Genomic DNA, 19,044 nt, shown 5'->3' with positions numbered 1-19,044 from the left:
ATATTGATGCGGTTTGTAGTAATTACTCATGTACAACATATAAAGAAACATAATCAAATATTTGGTTATGCCCCTTACATAAGGGAAATGAATTTATGGTTGAAAAATGTAGATGAATTAATTTTAGTAGCACCTAAATCAAAAGAATTCATCGATCCTATTTGGTTACCTTATGAACATAAAAAAAAGATTTGGTTTGAAGTACCTAATTTCAGTATTACAAGTCTTGGTGCTTTTTTAAATTTCATAAAGACTTTACCAATTTTGATTTTTCAAATTATTAAAGCTTTTCAACAAGCAGATCACATTCATCTACGTTGTCCTGGAAATATGGGGCTGTTAGGAGCTATACTTCAGATTTTTTTTCCAAAAAAAATAAAAACAGCTAAATATGCAGGGAATTGGGATCCAAAAGCGAAGCAACCTTGGACTTACAAATTACAAAGATGGATTTTATCAAATACTTTACTAACAAAAAATATGCAAGTGTTAGTCTATGGAGAGTGGCCCAATCAAACAAAAAATATCAAATCTTTTTTTACAGCGACTTATTCAGAAAAAGAACGATTAGAGGGATATTCTGATGAAAAATTTAATGAATTAATTCAAAAAGAAATAAAATTTTTATTTGTAGGAACTCTAACACTTGGTAAAAGACCATTGTATGCAATACAAATGGTAGAAAAATTACTCAAACTAGGTTATACTATTTCCTTAGAAATATATGGAGATGGGATACTGAAGGAACAACTATTTTTATATGTAAAAGAACATAATTTAGAAAAAACTATTTTTATAAAAGGAAATCAAAGTAAAGAAAACTTAAAAGAAGCTTACCTAAAAGCACATTTTTTAATTTTACCATCAGAAAGTGAAGGTTGGCCTAAAGTAGTAGCAGAAGCTATGTTCTGGGGAACTATCCCTTTAGCCTCTAGAGTATCATGTGTGTCAAATATGCTTAATAATAATGAGCGAGGAATTTTATTAAATTGGAATTTAGAGGAAGATATACAACACATAACTGATCTTATAAAAAATGAAAAACTGCTAAAGATGACAAGTCAAAAAGCACAATTGTGGTCACAAGACTATACGGTTGAACAATTTCAATTAGAAATTAATAATTTATTAATGTCATGAGGATAGTTCAACTAATAGATAGTTTGCAAGTGGGGGGAGCTGAGCGTATGGCAGTAAATTATGCGAATGCCTTATCTAAAGTGGTTAAATTTTCAGGTTTAATAGTTACAAGAAAAGAAGGTTTACTTAAAGAACAAATTACAGATAGTGTACAATACCTTTTTCTTAATAGGAAAAAAATTTTAGATTTTGATGCGTATCTAGTTTCAAGAAAATACTTAATACATAATAAAATAACTCATATCCAGGCGCATAGTTCTTCTTTCTTTTGGGCTTTTTTATTAAAATTAACTATTCCTAATATTAAAATTATTTGGCATGATCATTTTGGGAATAGACCTAATATTTCAAACAAACAAAAGTTTATTTTACAACTTTGCTCCCTTTTCTTTTATCGTGTTTTAAGCGTTAGTAATCATTTGTCAAATTGGGCAAAAAAGAATTGATGTGTAAAAAAATACTGTATTTGCCTAACTTTGTTGTTTTAAATGAAGAAAATAATCAAGTTTTTTTGAAAGGGACAAAAGGAAAAAGGATTTTATGTTTAGCTAATTTAAGAGTTGAGAAAAATCACCTGATGCTTTTAGAAGTAGCTTTTAAATTAAAAAAAGAATTTCCTGAATGGACCTTTCATTTAATAGGGAATGATAATAATGATTCATATTCTGCTTTAATAAAAAAAAAGATAACTGAATTAGAATTAGAACAAAATGTTTTTGTTTATGGAAGTTTTTCTAATGTAAATTATATACTTAATCAATCTGATATAGGGGTTTTAACCTCTAATTTTGAAGGATTACCCATGGCTCTTTTAGAATATGGTTTTGCAGGTTTACCAGTTGTTACTACAAACGTGGGAGAGATCCCTAATGTCTTTAAATCAGACTTTGGTTTTATGGTTGAATTTAAAAATGAAAAGCTTTTTTTAAATGCTCTAATTTCATTAATAAAAAATCCAGAACGTAAAGAAAAAGGTATAAAATTCAGTATGTTTGTAATTGAACAATTTAGCGAAAATGCTATATTAAAAAAATTCTTAGAATACTGTGTTTAAGAAATGTCAAATATAAATACTTCAAATATATTCGGAAATGTAAAAAATAATAAGATATTAAAAGGAGCAATCTATTTAATGATGCTTTCTTTTTTTACAACCTTCCTGTAATGGGGTATAGTATTACAGGAGAAAACGAATTAAGGATTTATGATTTTGCAGGAGCTTATATAGTGTGGTTTTATTTTAATAATAAGATTTATGTAAGAGACTATATTAATAAAATATTTTTTTTTAGATACTTTCATCAATTTATTGTTTGGACGAGTATTACAATGTTATTTACATTATCGTTTTCTCTTGTTTGTGATCGAATATTGTGGTTTTTTCAATCAGTTTTATATCTTTTTCATTTTTGGCTTTTTTATTTGACAGCAGTATTTCTTTCTATACTGATAACAGATCTTCGGTTTTTAAAAAAAATAGTATCTTTTATTTTATTAGTAGCAATAATAGCATTTGTAATTGTTATTTTACAAAATCTAAATATTATTCCTTTTTTATGGTCTGATAGGTATTTTTTAAGTTACCATGGATTTTTATCTGGTACATTTGGTCCTAATAAAATTGTAGTTGGAATTTCAGCTATTATCGTTTTTGTTTTTTCATTAGGATTAATTAATGATAAACGTGTTAGTATAAATAAAATTCTTTTGGTAGCTACTATAGTTACTACATTATTAGTTATAGGTTTAAGTGGTTCTAGAACCACTTATTTAGGAATGCTAGTTTTTACAATTTATTATGCTTTAAGAAATACTTTTAAGTTTTTAATTTCTATTATATTTTTATCTTTTATTTTTATTTGTGTTTCGTCTTATGATTCGACTATTTTAAATAAAATCAATGAGACCTTTGAAAAAAGGATCGAAAACAAGATAAAAGATCCTAAAACCCTAAAAGAAGGAAATGTTAATGAATTATATGAAGATTTAGGAGCAGGAAGAAAAAATTTGTCATTAAAGTATGTTGATTACCTTTTAGAAAATCCTTATATAATACCTTTTGGTATAGGTTTTAATAATAGATTGATTATAGGTTTTTCAGCTCATAATATTTATTTAAGTTTAATAAATGAAGTAGGTCTTGTTGGTTTTTTCTTTTACTTTAGATGGCTTTTCTCAATTCTATTGTTACGATTAAAACCTTTTACTCAGCTAGAATATGCTCTGAAAGGAATGGTTTTGGCTATGATAGTTACACTTTTTTTTGGAGAACATTTGTATGTTTACAGACCTATATTTGGTTTATTTGGGCTATTTTTTTCAATTGTAGTTTTGTTAAGCTCACCTGTTTTTTGTTATATTGCGAAAAAAGTATATGAGGAATAGCAAAATAGCAATTATAATACCTTACTATAATGCAGGAAAACAAATAGTTGATGTTATTTCTCAAATTCCTAGTTTTATTCATACCGTAGTTATTATTAATGATAAAAGTCCTGATGTCTTTCCAGAAAAAAAAATTTTAGAAAATCTTAATAATCAAGTAAAAATTGTTTATTTAAATAATGATACCAATATAGGAGTTGGTGGTGCTACTATTAAAGGATTTTTATATGCAATAGATAATGATTTTCAGATTGTTATTAAAGTAGATGCTGATAATCAAATGGATTTAAAATATTTGCCTGATTTAATAGAACCATTACAAAAAGGAAAAAGTCAAATGGCAAAAGGAAATCGTTTTAGAGATATTAATGCGTTATCCAAAATGCCTTTTATTAGAAGAATAGGAAACCTAGTCCTGTCTTTTATTACAAAAATGGCTACAGGTTATTGGCATAATTTTGATCCTACTAACGGTTATTTTGCAGTTCATGTTAATACACTCAAAAAGATAAATTTTAATAATCTAGCCAACAGATACTTCTTTGAAACATCATTACTTTCAGAAATGTATTTTACAGGGGCTAAAATAAAAGATATTTCAATGCCTGCTATTTATGCAGATGAAAAGTCACAAATGAAACTTTGGAAAATACCTTTTGAGTTTAGTTTTAAATTAATGAAGCTATTTGTTAAGAGAATTATAAAACAATATTTTTTATATGATTTTAATATAGGTTCAGTATATCTGTTTTTTGGATTACCTCTTTTTTTCTTTGGTATTATATACGGAATTTATAATTGGGTCTATTATTATACCAAACAAATTTTAGCTCCTACAGGAACTATTATGATCATTACACTTTCAATTATACTTGGTTTCCAAATGTTATTACAAGCTATTCAATTTGATATATCTCAAGCTCCAAAAGTAAATGAAGAAAATTAATTGTGTACCTATTGGGTTTATTGTATTTTTTAACTTGATAATAGCATCAGGCTTTTATTGGCAGCAGCAAGAGGCAACGGTTTTAGAATTATCAAGTGATTTAGCTAATATAATTCCTATTTGTAAAAAAATAGATGACCCTTCCTTATTTTCTAAAGATTTATTTTTAGAAGATTTAAAAGATGTAAAGTATTATACACCGTTTTATGTACAAACCCTTCGTTTTATCGCTAAGACTGTAAATCATGATTATATAAAAGCACTAAATATTTTAGGTTTCATTACCCATTTTATCTTTGGTTTATTTTGGTATTTAGCATTTGCAAAAATGTATAGACTCCCTTGGATTGCTTTTTTTATGTCTATATTAGTTCGAGGAATTGTTTGGCCTCCAGGAGGAGAGCTTCTGGGGATTTCTGAGCTCTGGACCATCATGCCTCGCACATTATTTCAAGCAATTTTACCAGTGCCATTTATTATTTATATTTATACAAAAAAAAATAAACTATTACTGGCTTCTTTATCATTAGGTTTTATTTCTAATTTTCACCCTATTTCAGGAATTGGTGCCTTTACCCTATATTGGGCCGCATATGTCAGTTATAGTTTTTTAGAAAATAACAATAGTATAAAAAAATACTTTATGAAAGCGTTCTTATAAGTACTTTTTTTACAATAGGAATTCTACCCTTTATTATTAATTACTTTAGTAATATAGAAAATGTAATAAATATTGATAGACAATTTTTTAATCATGCTTTTTTAACTAGAATACCAGAGACTTTTATTAATCCTTTGAAATTTATTATTCAATGGAATAGAAATGTATTTTGGTTTTTTTTATTGAGTTTTTTACTATTTATATTTTTAGATCAATCTTTTAAAAAGAAAATAAGTAAAATTTTATTTTTTGCGATGATAGTATTATTTCTAGTATCTAATTCAATCTTTTATATAGAGTGCTTCATTAATGAAGTTTTAGATACAAATTTAAGGATGGCATTTCAATTTATACGATTTCAAAAATTTCTTTTAATTCTTTTAGAAATTAGTTTAGGCTTTTTATTGATAGAATTGATACAAAGAATGAAGCTAAAAAGTTATTATTCTATAATTATAGTGTTTATTTTTTTATTTCTATTAGTATTTTCACATACCAGTTTGATTAGTCGATTACCTTTAATAGGAGATGATTTAGGAAAATCAATTTTACCCAAGATTTTTATGGTAAATGCTGAATATCGAAATTCTAATAAATCAGATTTAAATACTATTATTGAATATATAAAAAGAATACTTCTAAAAACGAATTGATTTACGGGCATTTTTTGGTACGTGCTGGAGCGAATAGAAGCGTATGTTTAGATGGGAAAGGAGCTGGAATGCTAATAGAAGGAAATCCAATAAAATTTATAAATTGGTACACAGAATATGATCAGTTTAATAAACTGAATGTTCAAGAACAATTGCGATTTTTAAAACAAAAAGGCGTTAAATATATAGTGAGTAAAGAGAAATATTCTCTTGAAATATTAAAAGAAACGGATACATACAAACTTTATAAGTTATAAATGAAAATAGAAAGAAAAATTTTTAAAACTGCTATTCAAGAAATTTTAAGCAAGAAAGGAACAGATGAAGTATTATCAGAAGCTGCTTTTCCTGCATATGCTCATAAAAACCCTTTGATAGATTATATTTTTTGGAAACGATTAAAGATTGTAGCTAATTATATTGATAAAAAAAGAAAGATAAAACAGATGTTTTAGATTTTGGATGTGGTTCTGGTGTTTTTTCTTATGTTTTAACTTCTAAAGGATGCAATGTTACCGCAATAGATTTAAATCTACAACCTGTAAGAATACTATCCGAAAAAATAAAATTTCCTCAGCACATAAATTTTATAGAAAATGATATCTTTAAAGTTGATTTTAAACATAGTAAATTTGATTATATTGTAGCTTTAGATGTTTTAGAACATATTCCTATATCAGAATTAGAGGACTATTTAATACTTTTTACTGATCTTTTAAAAGAAAATGGAGAAATAATAATATCAGGACCAACAGAAAATATAATTTATAAAATAGGTAGAAAATTAGCAGGAAGTGATTTTACTGGACACTACCATGAAACAAATATAGCTAGAATTAAAGACGTTTTTTTACGTAAATGTAAGGTTCATACATTGTCTAAAATATTTTGGCCAATTACCTTATTTGAGGTTTTTGTGAGTAAAAAGAAATAAATTGAAGAAACTTTTATATATAGGTAATAAATTATCAGAGAAAGGATATAATGCTACCACTATTGATACTTTAAGTTTTCAATTAGAAAAAATAGGATATCAAGTAGTAGCAGTATCATCTTTAAAAAATCCTTTATTGAGAATATTAGATATGTTATTTTCAATTATTAAGAATAGAAAATTTGACTATCTATTAATAGATACTTATAGCACCTCAGCATTTTGGTACGCTTTTTTTGCAAGTCAATTAGCTAGGGGTTTAAAAATAAAATACATACCAATTTTACATGGAGGGAATTTGCCTAATCGATTAAAAAAAATCCTAAACTATCTCAATTAATATTTAATAACGCTTATAAGAATGTAGCTCCTTCAAATTATTTAATAGAACGCTTTATAGAAGAAGGTTTTTATAATGTTTTTTTTATTCCCAATACAATCGAAATTCAAAAATATCATTTCAAATTAAGGACTACTATACAACCTAAACTGCTTTGGGTAAGAGCCTTTGCATCTATTTATAATCCTAAGATGGCAGTAGATGTTTTCTCTGAAATAAAAAAAAAATATCCTTTAGCACAATTGTGTATGATAGGACCTGATAAAGATGGTAGTTTAGAGAGTACAAAAAAATATGCTTCTGAAAAAGAACTTGATGTTACCTTTACAGGTAAATTATCCAAAGAAGAATGGATTTCCCTATCTGAAAATTATGATATTTTTATAAATACAACACATTTTGATAATACACCTATTAGTATAATAGAGGCTATGGCATTAGGCTTACCTATAGTTAGTACTAAAGTGGGAGGAATTCCTTATTTGTTTTCGGATCAAAAAGAAGGATTGATGGTTTCAGATGATTCAGTAGATCAAATGGTTGAAGCGATTTGTTTTTTACTTTCTTATCCTAAAAAAGCATCACAAATTTCTATTCAAGCCAGACAAAAAGTAGAATCCTTTGATTGGGAAAAGGTCCAAGAACATTGGAAAAATGTAATTGCCTAAAAATTAATTCTTTTCTGATTATTTTAGTCTCTTAACGAAGTAGAGGGAATTCATTTTTTTATCTGCTCTTATTTTATTTAATTTGCGACCTTACAGTTAAAATATATATGATCAATAAAAAACAATTACACTTCGAAATTTCTGAGAGAAAAGTATTACTTCGCTTCTTTGATGTTTTTTTTTGTTTTTTTTGTCCTCTATTTTATAGGAGATCATTTTGACTTTAGTTATTTTACAATTTCTAATAAGAATTTTTATTGGATTTTAGTTCTATCAGTGTACTTATTGTTTTTTGGATCTGTTTTTGAAATGTATGATTTACCTACAGCAAGTAATCAAACAAGCATTTTAAAAAGTATAGTTCTGACTAGTTCACTTACCGTTTTAGTTTATTTATTAACCCCTTTTTTTACTCCTCCTTTACCTGAAAATAGATTGCAAATTCTTTTGTTTTATTTAGCAATAACAACCGCTTTAATGGGATGGAGATTACTATATGCTAATTATTTAGCATCTCATCGATTTTTAAAAAAAGCATTGTTAATTTGTGAAGAAAAAGAAATAACAGACCTAATAAATGGTTTAAGGAAAAATGATCCACATTACATAATATTAGGTTATGTGGATTTGTCTGAAATTTATTCGAAAGAAGAGGATAAACAAGTAACTAAGATATCCGTAGATGATTTAATTAATTATATAGAAAAAAAGCAAATTTCAGAAGTAGTAGTAGCTCCATCAAAATCAATAGGAATGCCTATAGAATTGTATGAAAAACTATTGTATCTTGTAGAAGGAGGTTTTTTTGTTAGAGAATATTCTCAAGTATATGAAGCTATAACTCAACGGATACCAATTCAGTTGGCTGAAAGAGATTTTTATCGTTATTTTCCCTTTTCTCGTAACAATCAAAATCAATTGTATCTGATTTATGTACGTATCATGGAAATTTTAATCTCTTTATTAGGTTTAATAATAGGAATATTAATTCTTCCCTTTGTCTTTTTAGGTAATTTATTAGGTAATCGTGGACCTTTATTATATAAGCAAGAACGTGTAGGTAAAAATGGAAAAATATTTAATATTTATAAATTGAGATCCATGTTAGTAAATGCAGAGTCTAATGGTGCTGTTTTTGCTACTTCTAATGATGTTCGTATAACTTCTTTTGGTAGATTTTTGCGTAAATCACGGTTAGATGAGGTACCCCAATTTATTAATGTGTTAAAAAATGAAATGGGAATTATAGGACCTAGACCAGAACGCCCCGTTTTTGTTAATCAAATTAATGATATGATGCCTTTTTATCAGACTAGGCACGTTATTAAACCAGGATTAACAGGTTGGGCTCAAGTAAATTATTCCTATGGAGAATCATTAAAAGATAGTTTGGTGAAATTACAATATGATTTATATTATATAAAACATAGAGGTGTTTTTATAGATCTTAATATTATGATTAAAACTATTAGTACTGTTTTGTTTTATCGAGGACAATAATTATATGTTTTGTTAGAACATGTTAACTTTTTTCTACATGTCGATTAGAATTAATAATTCAGGAAAGAATAGATATTTTGCTTTAAAAAGTCTGATCTTAAAAAAAAGTAACTGATACCTTTTAGCTTATTTAATTTGAATTTATCTTTCTTTGTACGCTCTTAGAGTAAGAATGAAATTACTGATTACTAAAGGAATTATAAGGAATAAGTGTGGCTTGTTAAGCATGAAAAATAAGTAAATTCCTGTACTAAAAAGGCAAATAAGAGTTATTTTTGAGATTATTTTAGTTTGTCTTTTTAGTATAAAATATGTTAATACTAAATAGAGAGGATTAAATAAAAGCATGTTATAATTCCATAATACTTCTTGATGTAAAGAATATAAATTTACAGTAATAAAAAATACTCCAATGCCTCCTAAAAGGGTGAAGTAAAGAATGTTTAATCCTTTTTATTGATTAAAATAAGTAGACTTAAGGAGATAAGTAGTGGTATACAGCTATTCAAAATAGAAAACCCTTTGTCTGTCTGTTTTGTAGCACTGTATAAAGTCTGATGTTTTTCGGTTAACGCTTTTCCATTATATTGAGTTGTTTCTAATACTTTCATTAAGTCAAGGGGCAAGAATAAAATTTTTGCTTGTTCATCAGGACGATGACCAAATATGATATTAATACCTAAATTTAGCCAATATTGTTTCCTTTGATAATTATATAAAACTTCTCTATACGTTTCTCTTTTGTGTAACGTATTTTTAATAGGTTTTTCTTTTAAAACAGAATTAAGGATGTCTATTACCTTTGTTGTACAATTACGATCAATAAATTTGTATGTGTAATATTTATTTTTAGAAAATACAGACTTATTTAGTTCTTGAAATAATTTGTTTTTTTCTCTAGAAGAAAGGTTTAGTTTCTGTTCATATATGCTACGATTATCTTCTCTATAACTATATTCAAAATCAGCATAAGGATAAACGGCTGCATAATATTGTAAATCACCTTTAGTAAACTTTAATATAAAATTAGGTGTTCTAAAATCAAACATTCCATAATTGTATACTACATCAAACCCAGCAATAGGATCTTTAACGCGTAAAGCTGTGTGGCCATATAAAGTATGTGATTCTTGAGCTACATCTACAGTTAAAATACTAAATACCGCTTTTTCAGAAAGAGAAGGTATTTGTGAATAAGAGCAAAAAGAAAGTTGTATGAAAACTAATAAAAATATAATTTGTTTTTTCATTGTTTAATGTCTTAGATGAATCCTATCCTTTTAAAAATCTTGTAAAATAACCCTATGTTTATCTAAAAATAGATAAATCTACCTTTAAAGAAAAAACATTAGAATATAAAGCTGCACTTTGATTACCTATATCAGTTAACGCATAATCAACAGAAATACCTTTATAGTGAAAACCTAATCCAAAATTAGGTTGGAAGCCTATGCTTTTTTTACCATCTATTCCTAATGTGTTTTGAAAGTTACCAATACCAGTTCTTAAGAAAGCCAGGTCATTATAACCAAATTCAAAACCTATAGCAGGTGAAAAACTTAATAAGTCTGATGAAAAAAGATCTTTAGTGCGTTGAAATTCCATATTCAGAGAGGTTGCTACTAAAAGACTCATATCATTATGAAATTCATGTTTTTTAGCTAATCCTATTTGAGCCTTGGGTAATGTTATTTCAGATGTAGCTGGTAATTCTTGATTTTGTAAAGGAGTTTGAGTTTGCGCATCTTGAATTTTTTTAAATTCTTTTTCGTTAATATTCCAAATATTATAAGTAGTTGTAACATCACGTACTAGAAAACCTATTTTCCAATTATTCTTCTCAAATTGCATACCTACATCAAACCCAAACCCCCATGAACTTGCAAAATCCCCAATGATTCTTCTGATGATTTTGGTATTAACACCATATTTTAGTCCTTGAATTGGTAAATTACGAGCATATGAAAATGTTACTCCATAATCAGCAGCGGAAAATAAACTGATTCGATTATAATCAATTGCTCCATTAGTATCAATTAGTTGAGTCGTATTTAGTATATTATCAACTCCAAAACGAATTATAGATGCACCCCAAGCACTTCGGTCATCTATTTTCTTTGCATATGCTAAATAATCATATTGAGCAATGTTTGCAAAATAGCTAGCGTGCATAAAAGCAGCTTCACTATCCTCAATTTTTAATAATCCAGTAGGATTCCAATAGACAGAATTTACATCACCCGTATGTGCTACCATTGTATTAGCCATGCCAAAAGCTCTTGCATCGACACCAATATTCATAAACTCATTAGAATATTTACGAGCCGTTTGTGCTTGTACAATGTTTAGAGTAACTAAAAAACTAAAGGTCAATATCTTTTTCAAGGGAACAGTTTTCGCAAAGATCAAATAAAAATCTGATATATTAAACTCTAGAACTTATAAACTTATTGTATTACCTTTGTAAGCTAAAAACTAAGAAATATAAAATTATTTTATGTCAATAAAGTCACAAATTCCAAATTTAATTACATTATTAAACTTGTTCTCAGGTTGTATAGCTATTGTTTTTATTTCACAATTACAGTTCGAGTGGGCCTTTTTCTTTGTGTGTTTAGGAATATTCCTCGATTTTTTTGACGGATTTTTTGCTCGCCTTTTAAAAGTACAAAGCCCCTTAGGTGTACAATTAGACTCATTAGCAGATATGGTAACCAGTGGAGTAGCTCCAGGATATGCCATGTTTCAGCTATTATTAAAAGCAATGGGAGGAACTCAAAGGATAGAGGTTAATGCGTGGGACAATTCTGTTATGTTAGTTCCTTTTCTAGGTTTTCTTATATCATTAGGAGCTTGTTTTAGATTAGCTAATTTTAATATAGATACACGTCAGACAGATTCTTTTATAGGAGTACCTACACCTGCTAATTCATTATTTGTTATGAGTTTGCCATTAGTTATTCAGCATACAAGCATTTTACTGATTACAGAAATTTTACAGAATCCTTATGTACTTTTATTAATTACAGTTTTAAGTACTTATGTAATGAATGCAGAGATTCCTTTATTTTCTCTAAAAATAAAACAGTTTACCTGGTCTAAAAATATGTTGCAAGTTTTTTTATTATTTTGAGTATTATATTGTTATTGGCTTTTAAATATTTAGGAATTCCTTTAATTATTATAGCTTATATATTATTGTCTGTTATTAATAATATATTTTTGAAAAAGGCTTAAATGGCTCAAAAAAGTATTCTAAAACAGTTAAAAAGGAACAAATACACGAGCAAAAAAAAGTTCGCAAACGAAAGTGTCTTTTTTTTCAAGTTCCTTATTTTTCAAATTGGTAATGATATTAAGTATTGTAGTTCTTTTTACAGTCAGAAAAATATCATTGCTCGCTATTTAGGTTTTACTACTGATAAAATTATTTATGCAGAAGCTCGTTCTATGCCTATAGATGAGGTATTAGATACACATATTGAAAAATCTTTTGGGATTGATCTTTCCGAATATCAAGATGATATTGATTGGTCTAAAATAAAAGAGATAGAAGGAGGATATCCCATAGAATTTGTTTTTATCAGAGCAACAGCAGGAAGTAATAAAATAGATAAGAAATTTAAAAAATATTGGCTACGAGCAAAAGAAAAAGGATTTATAGTAGGAGCTTATCATTATTATAGACCCAATGAAAATTCAATTGAGCAAGCAGAAAACTTTATAAAACAAGTTACCTTAATAGAAGGTGATTTTCCTCCTGTACTTGATATAGAAAAACTACCCAAAACTCAATCAATAGATCGTCTAAAAATAGGATTAAAACGATGGTTAGAAAAAGTCGAGGAACATTATGGAGTAAAGCCCATTATTTATAGTAGTGAGAGTTATTATCAAGATTTTTTAAAAGATGATTTTGAAGATTATCCTTTTTGGATTGCTAATTATACCGCTTTTTATAAAAAGATAGATTCTGAATGGTCTATATGGCAGTTAACAGAAAATGGAAAAATTCCAGGAGTTAAAGGACCTGTAGATGTTAATATTTATAACGGAACCTCTGTTACAATGAAAGATTTATTAATTCATTAATTGAGAATATAGTAGAATAAAAAATCCCATTTTGAAATTTGTCTAAACTTTTGGGTGCAGTCTATTTCAAAATGGGATTTTTATTATTGTTAAACAAATAACAATCTGTTTTTTAGATTGGAATAAATTATTTTTTTAATCCTAATTTTTGATGAGGTTTCCCATCTTGGAATGTGAAAAACATCTTATTAGCTTGTCCTTTCGTAAACATTGTTCGTTGCTCATCTGCAGCATAGTCCATGTAGTTAACAAACATTTGAGAATATTCTATACCATTACAAGTTTCTTTTAAAGGGTATTTTTGAAAGCCATAATGCTCTTTTGGTGCAGGAGGGGTATCTGATACTAAATCATCACCACAATTGCCTTTAGGGCCTGAAAGATGGTGTAATCCAAAATAATGACCTATCTCATGAACAAGGATTTTTCCTTTAGTATGTCCAAATTTAATAATATCTTGATTGGTTGGTTTTGGATCATAAAAGTATAATGAATTTAGAGCAATTCCCCAATATGTTCTGTCACCTGTTAAAGGAGAAGCATATCCTGCAAAATCATCACCATCTTCATCATATAAGCTATCCAAAACCCATATAGTTAATGTTTTTTCAGTATCATCAGCTAACATCCCATGTTCTTGTGTTTTAAACCATTCTTGTTGACCATAAACAGCATCGAAATCAGTTTGTTTTCTGTTTATACCTTTTAAAACAAAAGAAATTTTTGTGTTTCCAGAAGCAAGTTTTGAAAATTCTTGAGGTGTATTCTTTAAATCACCATCTTTCCCTTCAAAAGATTCATTTAAAATTTGGATTTGCTTTTGTACATCTAGATCTGTTATTTTACTTCCTTTTAGACCCTTTTTGTACAAAATATTAATTTGAACCGAATTTCTCTCTTTTCTTTAAGAGTATAAGTTTTTTTAGAGTCAAAAGAATCATCATATCTATTTATTAGATTATTGGAGATGGTATTTTCTGCATGACTTGCAGTTTTATTCTCTGTTATATCTTCTTTTTGACAAGAAAATACTGTTAAAGATGCAAATAGCATCGTAATAAATAACTTTTTCATACGATATTATATAATTTAGTTTAATTCTAGATTAGTTGTTTAAGTTTTGTTATTGAAAAATTAATTTCTTAAAACTATAAACATTATGAAAAATAGAGATTTAGTGATTCATCACTAGATTCTTGATATAATTTTTAACTTTTTGCAAAGGAATACTATGTACAGATAAAGCGACTTGGGTTAGTACAAAGCTAGTGTGTTTTTTATTAGCATTTGTTAAAATGCGAATATTAACTTTTATTAAAAACAATAAGTGTTTGTTTTTTAGTTTTTTGTAAATTTTTTTTATGTTTTTTTTATGTTTTGCTTAACTTTTTTTTTTGTAAATAATTATTAATAATTTAAGTAAAAACAAATTTTTAGTTTGACAGAAGAGTTTTGCCTAAGCATATAACCTAGATATCCGTTTGTTTCTAATATTTATTATAATTTAAAAGGAGCTAAAAAAGTAATGAGGATATAATTTAGTTTGATTGCAATCTATTTGTTTAAATGAATAATGAGAAAATCGAATAGAATAGATACAAGATAATATGTTCTTCTTATTGAGGTAGTTGTAGAATAAAAAGATTATTTATCTTTTTTAGATGATGCTTATCGTTGTAATATTCAAATTTTCTGTATTAAATAAAGCGAGTTATGTTTGCTAAAAAAATCAATATTTATTTAGAATAATTAAAAATAATATTTTCTTTTTAAAATTCTAATCTTATATTTGCAGTCCAAAAACAATTTAAAATTAGTCTAAATAAAATGAAGATATATTGGTTAGCATGTTTGTTATTCTTGTCAGGACAAAGTTTTGGACAAGATAAGTTTCAAGGAGAAACAGAAGAAACAATTGAAAATGATACGGTAAGAAAAAAAAGATATTCTTTAAAGGAAATAGAAATAAGACAGCATAAGCAAAAAAAACTTGTTTCTACTGTTCGTACTGGATTAAAATCTTTTGATAATCCTCAAAGTCTTCAGTCTATAGGAGCAGAAGTAATTTCTCAACAACAATCGGTACGTTTAAGTGATGTTGTAAAAAATGCAAATGGAGTTTATGTAGGATCAGCAAGAGGAGGAGCCCAAGAAACTTTTTGGTCAAGAGGTTATGATATGGGGACGAATAATATTTTTAAAAATGGATTTCGTCAAAATGGAGGTTCTATGCCAGAAGTTATCTCTTTAGAAAAAGTAGAGTTCTTAAAAGGAAACAGTGCTTTGTTATATGGAAATGTAGCTCCAGGAGGAATCCTAAATTTAGTAACAAAAACACCTTTGTTTGAAAGAGGAGGAGAAGTGTCTTTTCAAACAGGAAGCTATGATTTTTATAAGCCTATTTTTGATTTTTATGGTCCGCTTTCTAAATCAATTGCTTATAGAGTTATTGGAAGTTTTGAAAAATCAAAAAGTTTTAGAGATGTTGTAAGTAGAGAACGTTATTATATTAATCCATCTTTTTTATTCAAAGCAACAGAAAAAACAGATGTTCTTCTTCAAATGGATTATTTACATGATAATTGGACACCTGATTTTGGAACGGGAGCTTTTGGTAAAACAATTTTAGATGTACCTATAAATCGTTACTTGGGAGCTAATTGGTCTAATGGACAAACTCGTCAAGGATCATTATCAGCTCTTTTAAAACATCAAATTAATGATTCTTGGAAGTTTATAGCAAATATGTCTTTTCAAAATTATTTAAGACAATTCGAAGGGACTGATAGAATTCAACCGTCTAGTTTAACAGGTGATTTAACTAGAAAATTAGGCAAAAATAAAAATGTTGAAACATTATTAGGTCAACAATTCGGATTACAAGGTTGTTTTAAAACTTTTGGCTTAAAACATGAATTGTTTATGGGGCTAGATGGAGAAACTAGTTACGCTGATAGTTATTCTTATATCTTTTATGAAAAACAATTAAATGGTCAGTTTGTGTCTGTTACGGATTATGATAAGGTTAATATTTTTAATCCTATTACATTAATAAATGAAAAAGGATTTCAAGAAAATTATAATTCAGTAATTACAAAAAATGTAGGAAAACGTTTTGGATTTTTTGCTCAAGATTTAATCTCTATTCATAAAAAAATAAAATTATTAGCAGGATTACGCTGGTCATGGCAAGAAATGCAAACTACTACATACAATGCAAAAATAGATGATGGTAAAAATTTAAGCCCTAAAGCTCAAACACCTTTTAAACTTAATTATGAAGCAGATCAAGACAGTAATCCAGTCGTAGGCGCAATACAAGTAGATAAGGCTTTTTCTCCCAAATTAGGTTTAGTTTTTCAGCCTCTACAATCAGTGTCAATTTTTGGTAGTTATTCTAATTCATTTACTCCTAATACAGGTATTGATATTTATAATAACCCTATCAAACCATCTATTATAGATCAATATGAAGCAGGTCTTAAAACTGAGTTTTTTAAAGGAAAATTAGCAACAGGTATTACTGTTTATACTATTGAAAATAATAATTTGGTTCAAATGGCAAGTACTACATTAGAGGGTAAGGCCAACTCAAATTCAAATATTAAAGAATTATCAGGAAAAACAAGAAGTAAAGGAATAGAAGTAGATGTTACAATAAAACTTAACGAAGGATTTAAGATAAATGCAGGTTATAGCTATAATGATATGCGTTTCGTAAAAACATCTGGATTAGTAGGAAGTTCAGTTGAAGGTGATCGTTTAGCTCGTACACCAGATCAAACGGCTAATTTAAGTTTCTTTTATACAGTACAAAGCGGATTCTTTAAAAATATTTCAATAGGAGCTGTAGGAAATTATATAGGAAATCGTATAGGTGGTTGGAATAATCGTTATGCTAAAGATAAAAATGGAATATTATTTGTGGAAGAACGAGAAATTCCAGTTAATAGTTATGCAGTTGCTGATGCAACAGTAGGATATACTTATAAAAATATAAGTATATTATGTAAACTGTCAAATGTGACTAATACTTTAAATTATACAGTACATGAAAATTATAGTATTAATCCAATACCGCCAAGACAATTTATGGCAACATTAAAATATCAATTTTAAAAGGTTTTGTTTTTGTGAAAGGCAATAGTATAGCGTTAAAAACTATACTTTTGCCTTTATATATTTTAATTCATATTGTGTAAAAATTGCATTAATAAATTATAAGTGTTAAAACGTTAAGAAAATAAATGAATAGAGTCTATTTAATAGGGATAATGATGTTTAATATAATATCATTTGCTCAACAAAAAAACACATTATTAGAAGTAAGTTTTTGGAAGAAAGCCCCAGATCTAACATCCGTTCAAAATGAAATAGCAAAAGGGAATAACCCTTCAGAGTTAAATCCTTCCGCTTTTGATCCTGTGACACTTGCTATAAATAATAGTGTTTCAAATCAAATAATTTATTATTTACTAGAACAAAAAGGAAATGAGGTTAATAAATTGACTCATGATGAAAGAACTTATTTACATTGGGCAGCAGCTAAAGGAAATATAGAATTAGTAGACTACCTTATAAAGAAAGGAGCTAATATCCATCAACAAGACTCTCATGAAGCTACTCCTTTAGTTTACGCATTAGGTATAGGTACTGTTAAAACTGAATTATTCGAAGTTTTTTTTAAAGCAGGTTTAGATCCTAAAAAAGTATATAAAGATAAAGTAACCTTATTAATGTTAGCAGTTCCTCATGATAAAGATTTATCAATTACACAATTTTTAGAAACTAAAGGGCTAAGTGTAAAAGATCAAGATGCTTTGGGCAAAACAGTTTTTGATTATGCTGCTAGAACCGGTAATCTTATCAATTTAAAGAAGCTTATTGAAAAAGGAAGTAAATTTACCCCTAATGCTTTATTAATAGCAGCTGAAGCGACTAGACGTACAGCTAATTCGTTAGAAGTTTTTCAATATCTTATAGAAGACCTTAAGTTACAACCTACAATTACGACTTCAAATGGAGAAACTATTTTACATTTAATAGCTAAAAAGAAAATCAATTACCTGTTATTCAATATATTTTAAATAAAGGAGCTTTGTTAGAAGCTATAGATAAAGAAGGAAATACTATTTTACATAAAGTCGTTGGAGGTCGTGATTTAATAACTGTTAATTTTCTATTAGAAAAAAGAATTAATGTTAATAAAGTAAATGTTAAGGGAGAATCTGCATTAATACAAGCTATTAAGTCAAGTTCAGTAGAAATTATGAATGCATTGGTTTATAATGGAGCTTCTATTGATTTGCTGGATAATGAAGGACAAGGTTTAGCATATCATTTAGTTCAAAATTATAGAGCTCCTAGAAATGGGAATGATGATTTTGTAGAAAAATTAAAATGGTTAAAAGAAAAAGGAGTTGATTTAAAAAAACATCAAAAAAAGGAAATACCTTATATCATTTAGCAGTAGTGAAAAATGATTTAGAATATCTAAAAAAAATAGAAGGCTTAGGAATAGAAATAAATGCTAAAAATGAAGAAGGATTAACAGTTTTACATAAAGCAGTTATGGTAGCTAAAGATGAAAAAATAATAAACTATTTACTTACTTTAGGCGCAGATAAAAAAATAAAAACTGATTTAGACGAAACCGTTTATTCTTTAGCACAAGAGAATGAAATACTAACGAAAAAACAAATAAATTTAGATTTTTTAAAATAAA

21 protein-coding genes and 2 pseudogenes are annotated in these 19,044 nt (G+C 27.4%); 19 read left to right on the top strand and 4 right to left on the bottom strand.

What is annotated here, in order from left to right:
• The first annotated feature begins 6 nt into the window (after window positions 1-6).
• The 13 genes and pseudogenes from JJC03_RS00360 (at window position 7) to JJC03_RS00305 (ending at window position 9,227) form a co-directional block, all read left to right on the top strand.
• The gene (locus JJC03_RS00360) at window positions 7-1,140 is read left to right on the top strand and encodes a glycosyltransferase (protein ID WP_088399131.1); all 1,134 of its coding nucleotides are present in this window, start codon (window positions 7-9) and stop codon (window positions 1,138-1,140) included.
• A complete protein-coding gene (locus JJC03_RS00355; protein WP_235873780.1) occupies window positions 1,137-1,586 on the top strand; it encodes a glycosyltransferase in 450 nt (149 codons plus the stop codon). The genes JJC03_RS00360 and JJC03_RS00355 overlap by 4 nt, the downstream gene beginning before the upstream one ends.
• Before the next feature lie 20 nt (window positions 1,587-1,606).
• Window positions 1,607-2,194, top strand: coding sequence for a glycosyltransferase (locus tag JJC03_RS00350; protein WP_235873779.1), 588 nt, complete (start codon window positions 1,607-1,609; stop codon window positions 2,192-2,194).
• 110 nt (window positions 2,195-2,304) lie between these two features.
• Window positions 2,305-3,525: an O-antigen ligase family protein gene (locus JJC03_RS00345; protein WP_235873777.1), complete on the top strand. Its 1,221-nt coding sequence runs from the start codon at window positions 2,305-2,307 to the stop codon at window positions 3,523-3,525.
• Window positions 3,515-4,471, top strand: coding sequence for a glycosyltransferase family 2 protein (locus JJC03_RS00340; RefSeq protein ID WP_103715593.1), 957 nt, complete (start codon window positions 3,515-3,517; stop codon window positions 4,469-4,471). Before JJC03_RS00345 ends, JJC03_RS00340 begins: the two co-directional genes overlap by 11 nt.
• Window positions 4,458-5,132: a hypothetical protein gene (locus JJC03_RS00335; RefSeq protein WP_235873776.1), complete on the top strand. Its 675-nt coding sequence runs from the start codon at window positions 4,458-4,460 to the stop codon at window positions 5,130-5,132. The genes JJC03_RS00340 and JJC03_RS00335 overlap by 14 nt, the downstream gene beginning before the upstream one ends.
• Before the next feature lie 335 nt (window positions 5,133-5,467).
• Window positions 5,468-5,785 (top strand): hypothetical protein, encoded by a 318-nt coding sequence (locus tag JJC03_RS00330; protein WP_235873775.1) that lies wholly within the window; start codon window positions 5,468-5,470, stop codon window positions 5,783-5,785.
• Window positions 5,782-6,042 carry a hypothetical protein gene (locus tag JJC03_RS00325; RefSeq protein ID WP_235873774.1) on the top strand — a complete coding sequence of 87 codons (261 nt, stop codon included), beginning with the start codon at window positions 5,782-5,784 and terminating at the stop codon, window positions 6,040-6,042. Before JJC03_RS00330 ends, JJC03_RS00325 begins: the two co-directional genes overlap by 4 nt.
• Window positions 6,043-6,240 carry a hypothetical protein gene (locus JJC03_RS00320; RefSeq protein ID WP_235873773.1) on the top strand — a complete coding sequence of 66 codons (198 nt, stop codon included), beginning with the start codon at window positions 6,043-6,045 and terminating at the stop codon, window positions 6,238-6,240.
• A gap of 35 nt (window positions 6,241-6,275) precedes the next feature.
• A pseudogene (locus JJC03_RS19040) lies at window positions 6,276-6,719 on the top strand (class I SAM-dependent methyltransferase); the annotation flags it as partial.
• A gap of 1 nt (window position 6,720) precedes the next feature.
• Window positions 6,721-7,059, top strand: coding sequence for a hypothetical protein (locus JJC03_RS18465; RefSeq protein ID WP_309597703.1), 339 nt, complete (start codon window positions 6,721-6,723; stop codon window positions 7,057-7,059).
• Window positions 7,029-7,727 carry a glycosyltransferase family 4 protein gene (locus JJC03_RS00310; RefSeq protein ID WP_309597775.1) on the top strand — a complete coding sequence of 233 codons (699 nt, stop codon included), beginning with the start codon at window positions 7,029-7,031 and terminating at the stop codon, window positions 7,725-7,727. The genes JJC03_RS18465 and JJC03_RS00310 overlap by 31 nt, the downstream gene beginning before the upstream one ends.
• A gap of 171 nt (window positions 7,728-7,898) precedes the next feature.
• Window positions 7,899-9,227 carry an exopolysaccharide biosynthesis polyprenyl glycosylphosphotransferase gene (locus JJC03_RS00305; RefSeq protein WP_235874313.1) on the top strand — a complete coding sequence of 443 codons (1,329 nt, stop codon included), beginning with the start codon at window positions 7,899-7,901 and terminating at the stop codon, window positions 9,225-9,227.
• 141 nt (window positions 9,228-9,368) lie between these two features.
• Here the strand turns inward: JJC03_RS00305 and JJC03_RS19355 are convergent, their stop codons facing one another.
• The 3 genes from JJC03_RS19355 to JJC03_RS00295 are packed head-to-tail and all read right to left on the bottom strand — an operon-like array spanning window position 9,369 to window position 11,612.
• A complete protein-coding gene (locus JJC03_RS19355) occupies window positions 9,369-9,626 on the bottom strand; it encodes a hypothetical protein (protein WP_445297851.1) in 258 nt (85 codons plus the stop codon).
• 44 nt (window positions 9,627-9,670) lie between these two features.
• Complete coding sequence (locus JJC03_RS00300) at window positions 9,671-10,477, bottom strand: lipoprotein N-acyltransferase Lnb domain-containing protein (protein ID WP_258932034.1); 807 nt, start codon at window positions 10,475-10,477, stop codon at window positions 9,671-9,673.
• A 58-nt stretch (window positions 10,478-10,535) separates the two neighbouring features.
• Window positions 10,536-11,612: a putative type IX sorting system protein PorV2 gene (locus JJC03_RS00295; RefSeq protein WP_103715629.1), complete on the bottom strand. Its 1,077-nt coding sequence runs from the start codon at window positions 11,610-11,612 to the stop codon at window positions 10,536-10,538.
• A gap of 112 nt (window positions 11,613-11,724) precedes the next feature.
• Between JJC03_RS00295 and JJC03_RS00290 the strand changes: the two are divergent.
• Together JJC03_RS00290 and JJC03_RS00285 are read left to right on the top strand one after the other, a co-directional pair.
• Window positions 11,725-12,464 (top strand): annotated as a pseudogene (locus JJC03_RS00290) (CDP-alcohol phosphatidyltransferase family protein).
• Complete coding sequence (locus JJC03_RS00285) at window positions 12,465-13,319, top strand: glycoside hydrolase family 25 protein (protein WP_235873772.1); 855 nt, start codon at window positions 12,465-12,467, stop codon at window positions 13,317-13,319.
• 127 nt (window positions 13,320-13,446) lie between these two features.
• Here the strand turns inward: JJC03_RS00285 and JJC03_RS00280 are convergent, their stop codons facing one another.
• A complete protein-coding gene (locus tag JJC03_RS00280) occupies window positions 13,447-14,190 on the bottom strand; it encodes a M43 family zinc metalloprotease (protein ID WP_235873771.1) in 744 nt (247 codons plus the stop codon).
• 956 nt (window positions 14,191-15,146) lie between these two features.
• Between JJC03_RS00280 and JJC03_RS00275 the strand changes: the two genes are divergently transcribed.
• From JJC03_RS00275 to JJC03_RS17030, 4 genes are all read left to right on the top strand, one after another.
• On the top strand, window positions 15,147-17,438 hold the full coding sequence (locus JJC03_RS00275; protein ID WP_088399157.1) for a TonB-dependent siderophore receptor: 2,292 nt from the start codon (window positions 15,147-15,149) through the stop codon (window positions 17,436-17,438).
• 128 nt (window positions 17,439-17,566) lie between these two features.
• Window positions 17,567-18,406 carry an ankyrin repeat domain-containing protein gene (locus JJC03_RS17040; RefSeq protein ID WP_258932033.1) on the top strand — a complete coding sequence of 280 codons (840 nt, stop codon included), beginning with the start codon at window positions 17,567-17,569 and terminating at the stop codon, window positions 18,404-18,406.
• Window positions 18,407-18,417: 11 nt separating this feature from the next.
• Complete coding sequence (locus JJC03_RS17035) at window positions 18,418-18,786, top strand: ankyrin repeat domain-containing protein (protein ID WP_258932032.1); 369 nt, start codon at window positions 18,418-18,420, stop codon at window positions 18,784-18,786.
• Window positions 18,787-18,791: 5 nt separating this feature from the next.
• Window positions 18,792-19,043, top strand: a complete 252-nt coding sequence (locus JJC03_RS17030; RefSeq protein ID WP_258932031.1) for a hypothetical protein — start codon at window positions 18,792-18,794, stop codon at window positions 19,041-19,043.
• Window position 19,044 lies beyond the last annotated feature (1 nt).

It is taken from the genome of Flavobacterium oreochromis, from assembly GCF_019565455.1.
In the GTDB taxonomy this organism is placed as follows: Bacteria; Bacteroidota; Bacteroidia; order Flavobacteriales; family Flavobacteriaceae; genus Flavobacterium; species Flavobacterium oreochromis.
The sequence above is the reverse complement of the archived record's forward strand: the minus strand, read 5'-3'. Positions and strand labels throughout refer to the sequence as shown.

Bases quoted from the DNA above. Each gene is read 5' to 3' on its own strand.
- JJC03_RS00360 (WP_088399131.1), top strand. From the start codon at position 7: ATGCGGTTTGTAGTAATTACTCATGTACAACATATAAAGAAACATAAT.
- JJC03_RS00355 (WP_235873780.1), top strand. From the start codon at position 1,137: ATGAGGATAGTTCAACTAATAGATAGTTTGCAAGTGGGGGGAGCTGAG.
- JJC03_RS00345 (WP_235873777.1), top strand. From the start codon at position 2,305: ATGGGGTATAGTATTACAGGAGAAAACGAATTAAGGATTTATGATTTT.
- JJC03_RS00340 (WP_103715593.1), top strand. From the start codon at position 3,515: ATGAGGAATAGCAAAATAGCAATTATAATACCTTACTATAATGCAGGA.
- JJC03_RS00335 (WP_235873776.1), top strand. From the start codon at position 4,458: ATGAAGAAAATTAATTGTGTACCTATTGGGTTTATTGTATTTTTTAAC.
- JJC03_RS00330 (WP_235873775.1), top strand. From the start codon at position 5,468: ATGGCATTTCAATTTATACGATTTCAAAAATTTCTTTTAATTCTTTTA.
- JJC03_RS00320 (WP_235873773.1), top strand. From the start codon at position 6,043: ATGAAAATAGAAAGAAAAATTTTTAAAACTGCTATTCAAGAAATTTTA.
- JJC03_RS00305 (WP_235874313.1), top strand. From the start codon at position 7,899: ATGTTTTTTTTTGTTTTTTTTGTCCTCTATTTTATAGGAGATCATTTT.
- JJC03_RS00300 (WP_258932034.1), bottom strand. From the start codon at position 10,477: ATGAAAAAACAAATTATATTTTTATTAGTTTTCATACAACTTTCTTTT.
- JJC03_RS00285 (WP_235873772.1), top strand. From the start codon at position 12,465: ATGGCTCAAAAAAGTATTCTAAAACAGTTAAAAAGGAACAAATACACG.
- JJC03_RS00275 (WP_088399157.1), top strand. From the start codon at position 15,147: ATGAAGATATATTGGTTAGCATGTTTGTTATTCTTGTCAGGACAAAGT.
- JJC03_RS17040 (WP_258932033.1), top strand. From the start codon at position 17,567: ATGAATAGAGTCTATTTAATAGGGATAATGATGTTTAATATAATATCA.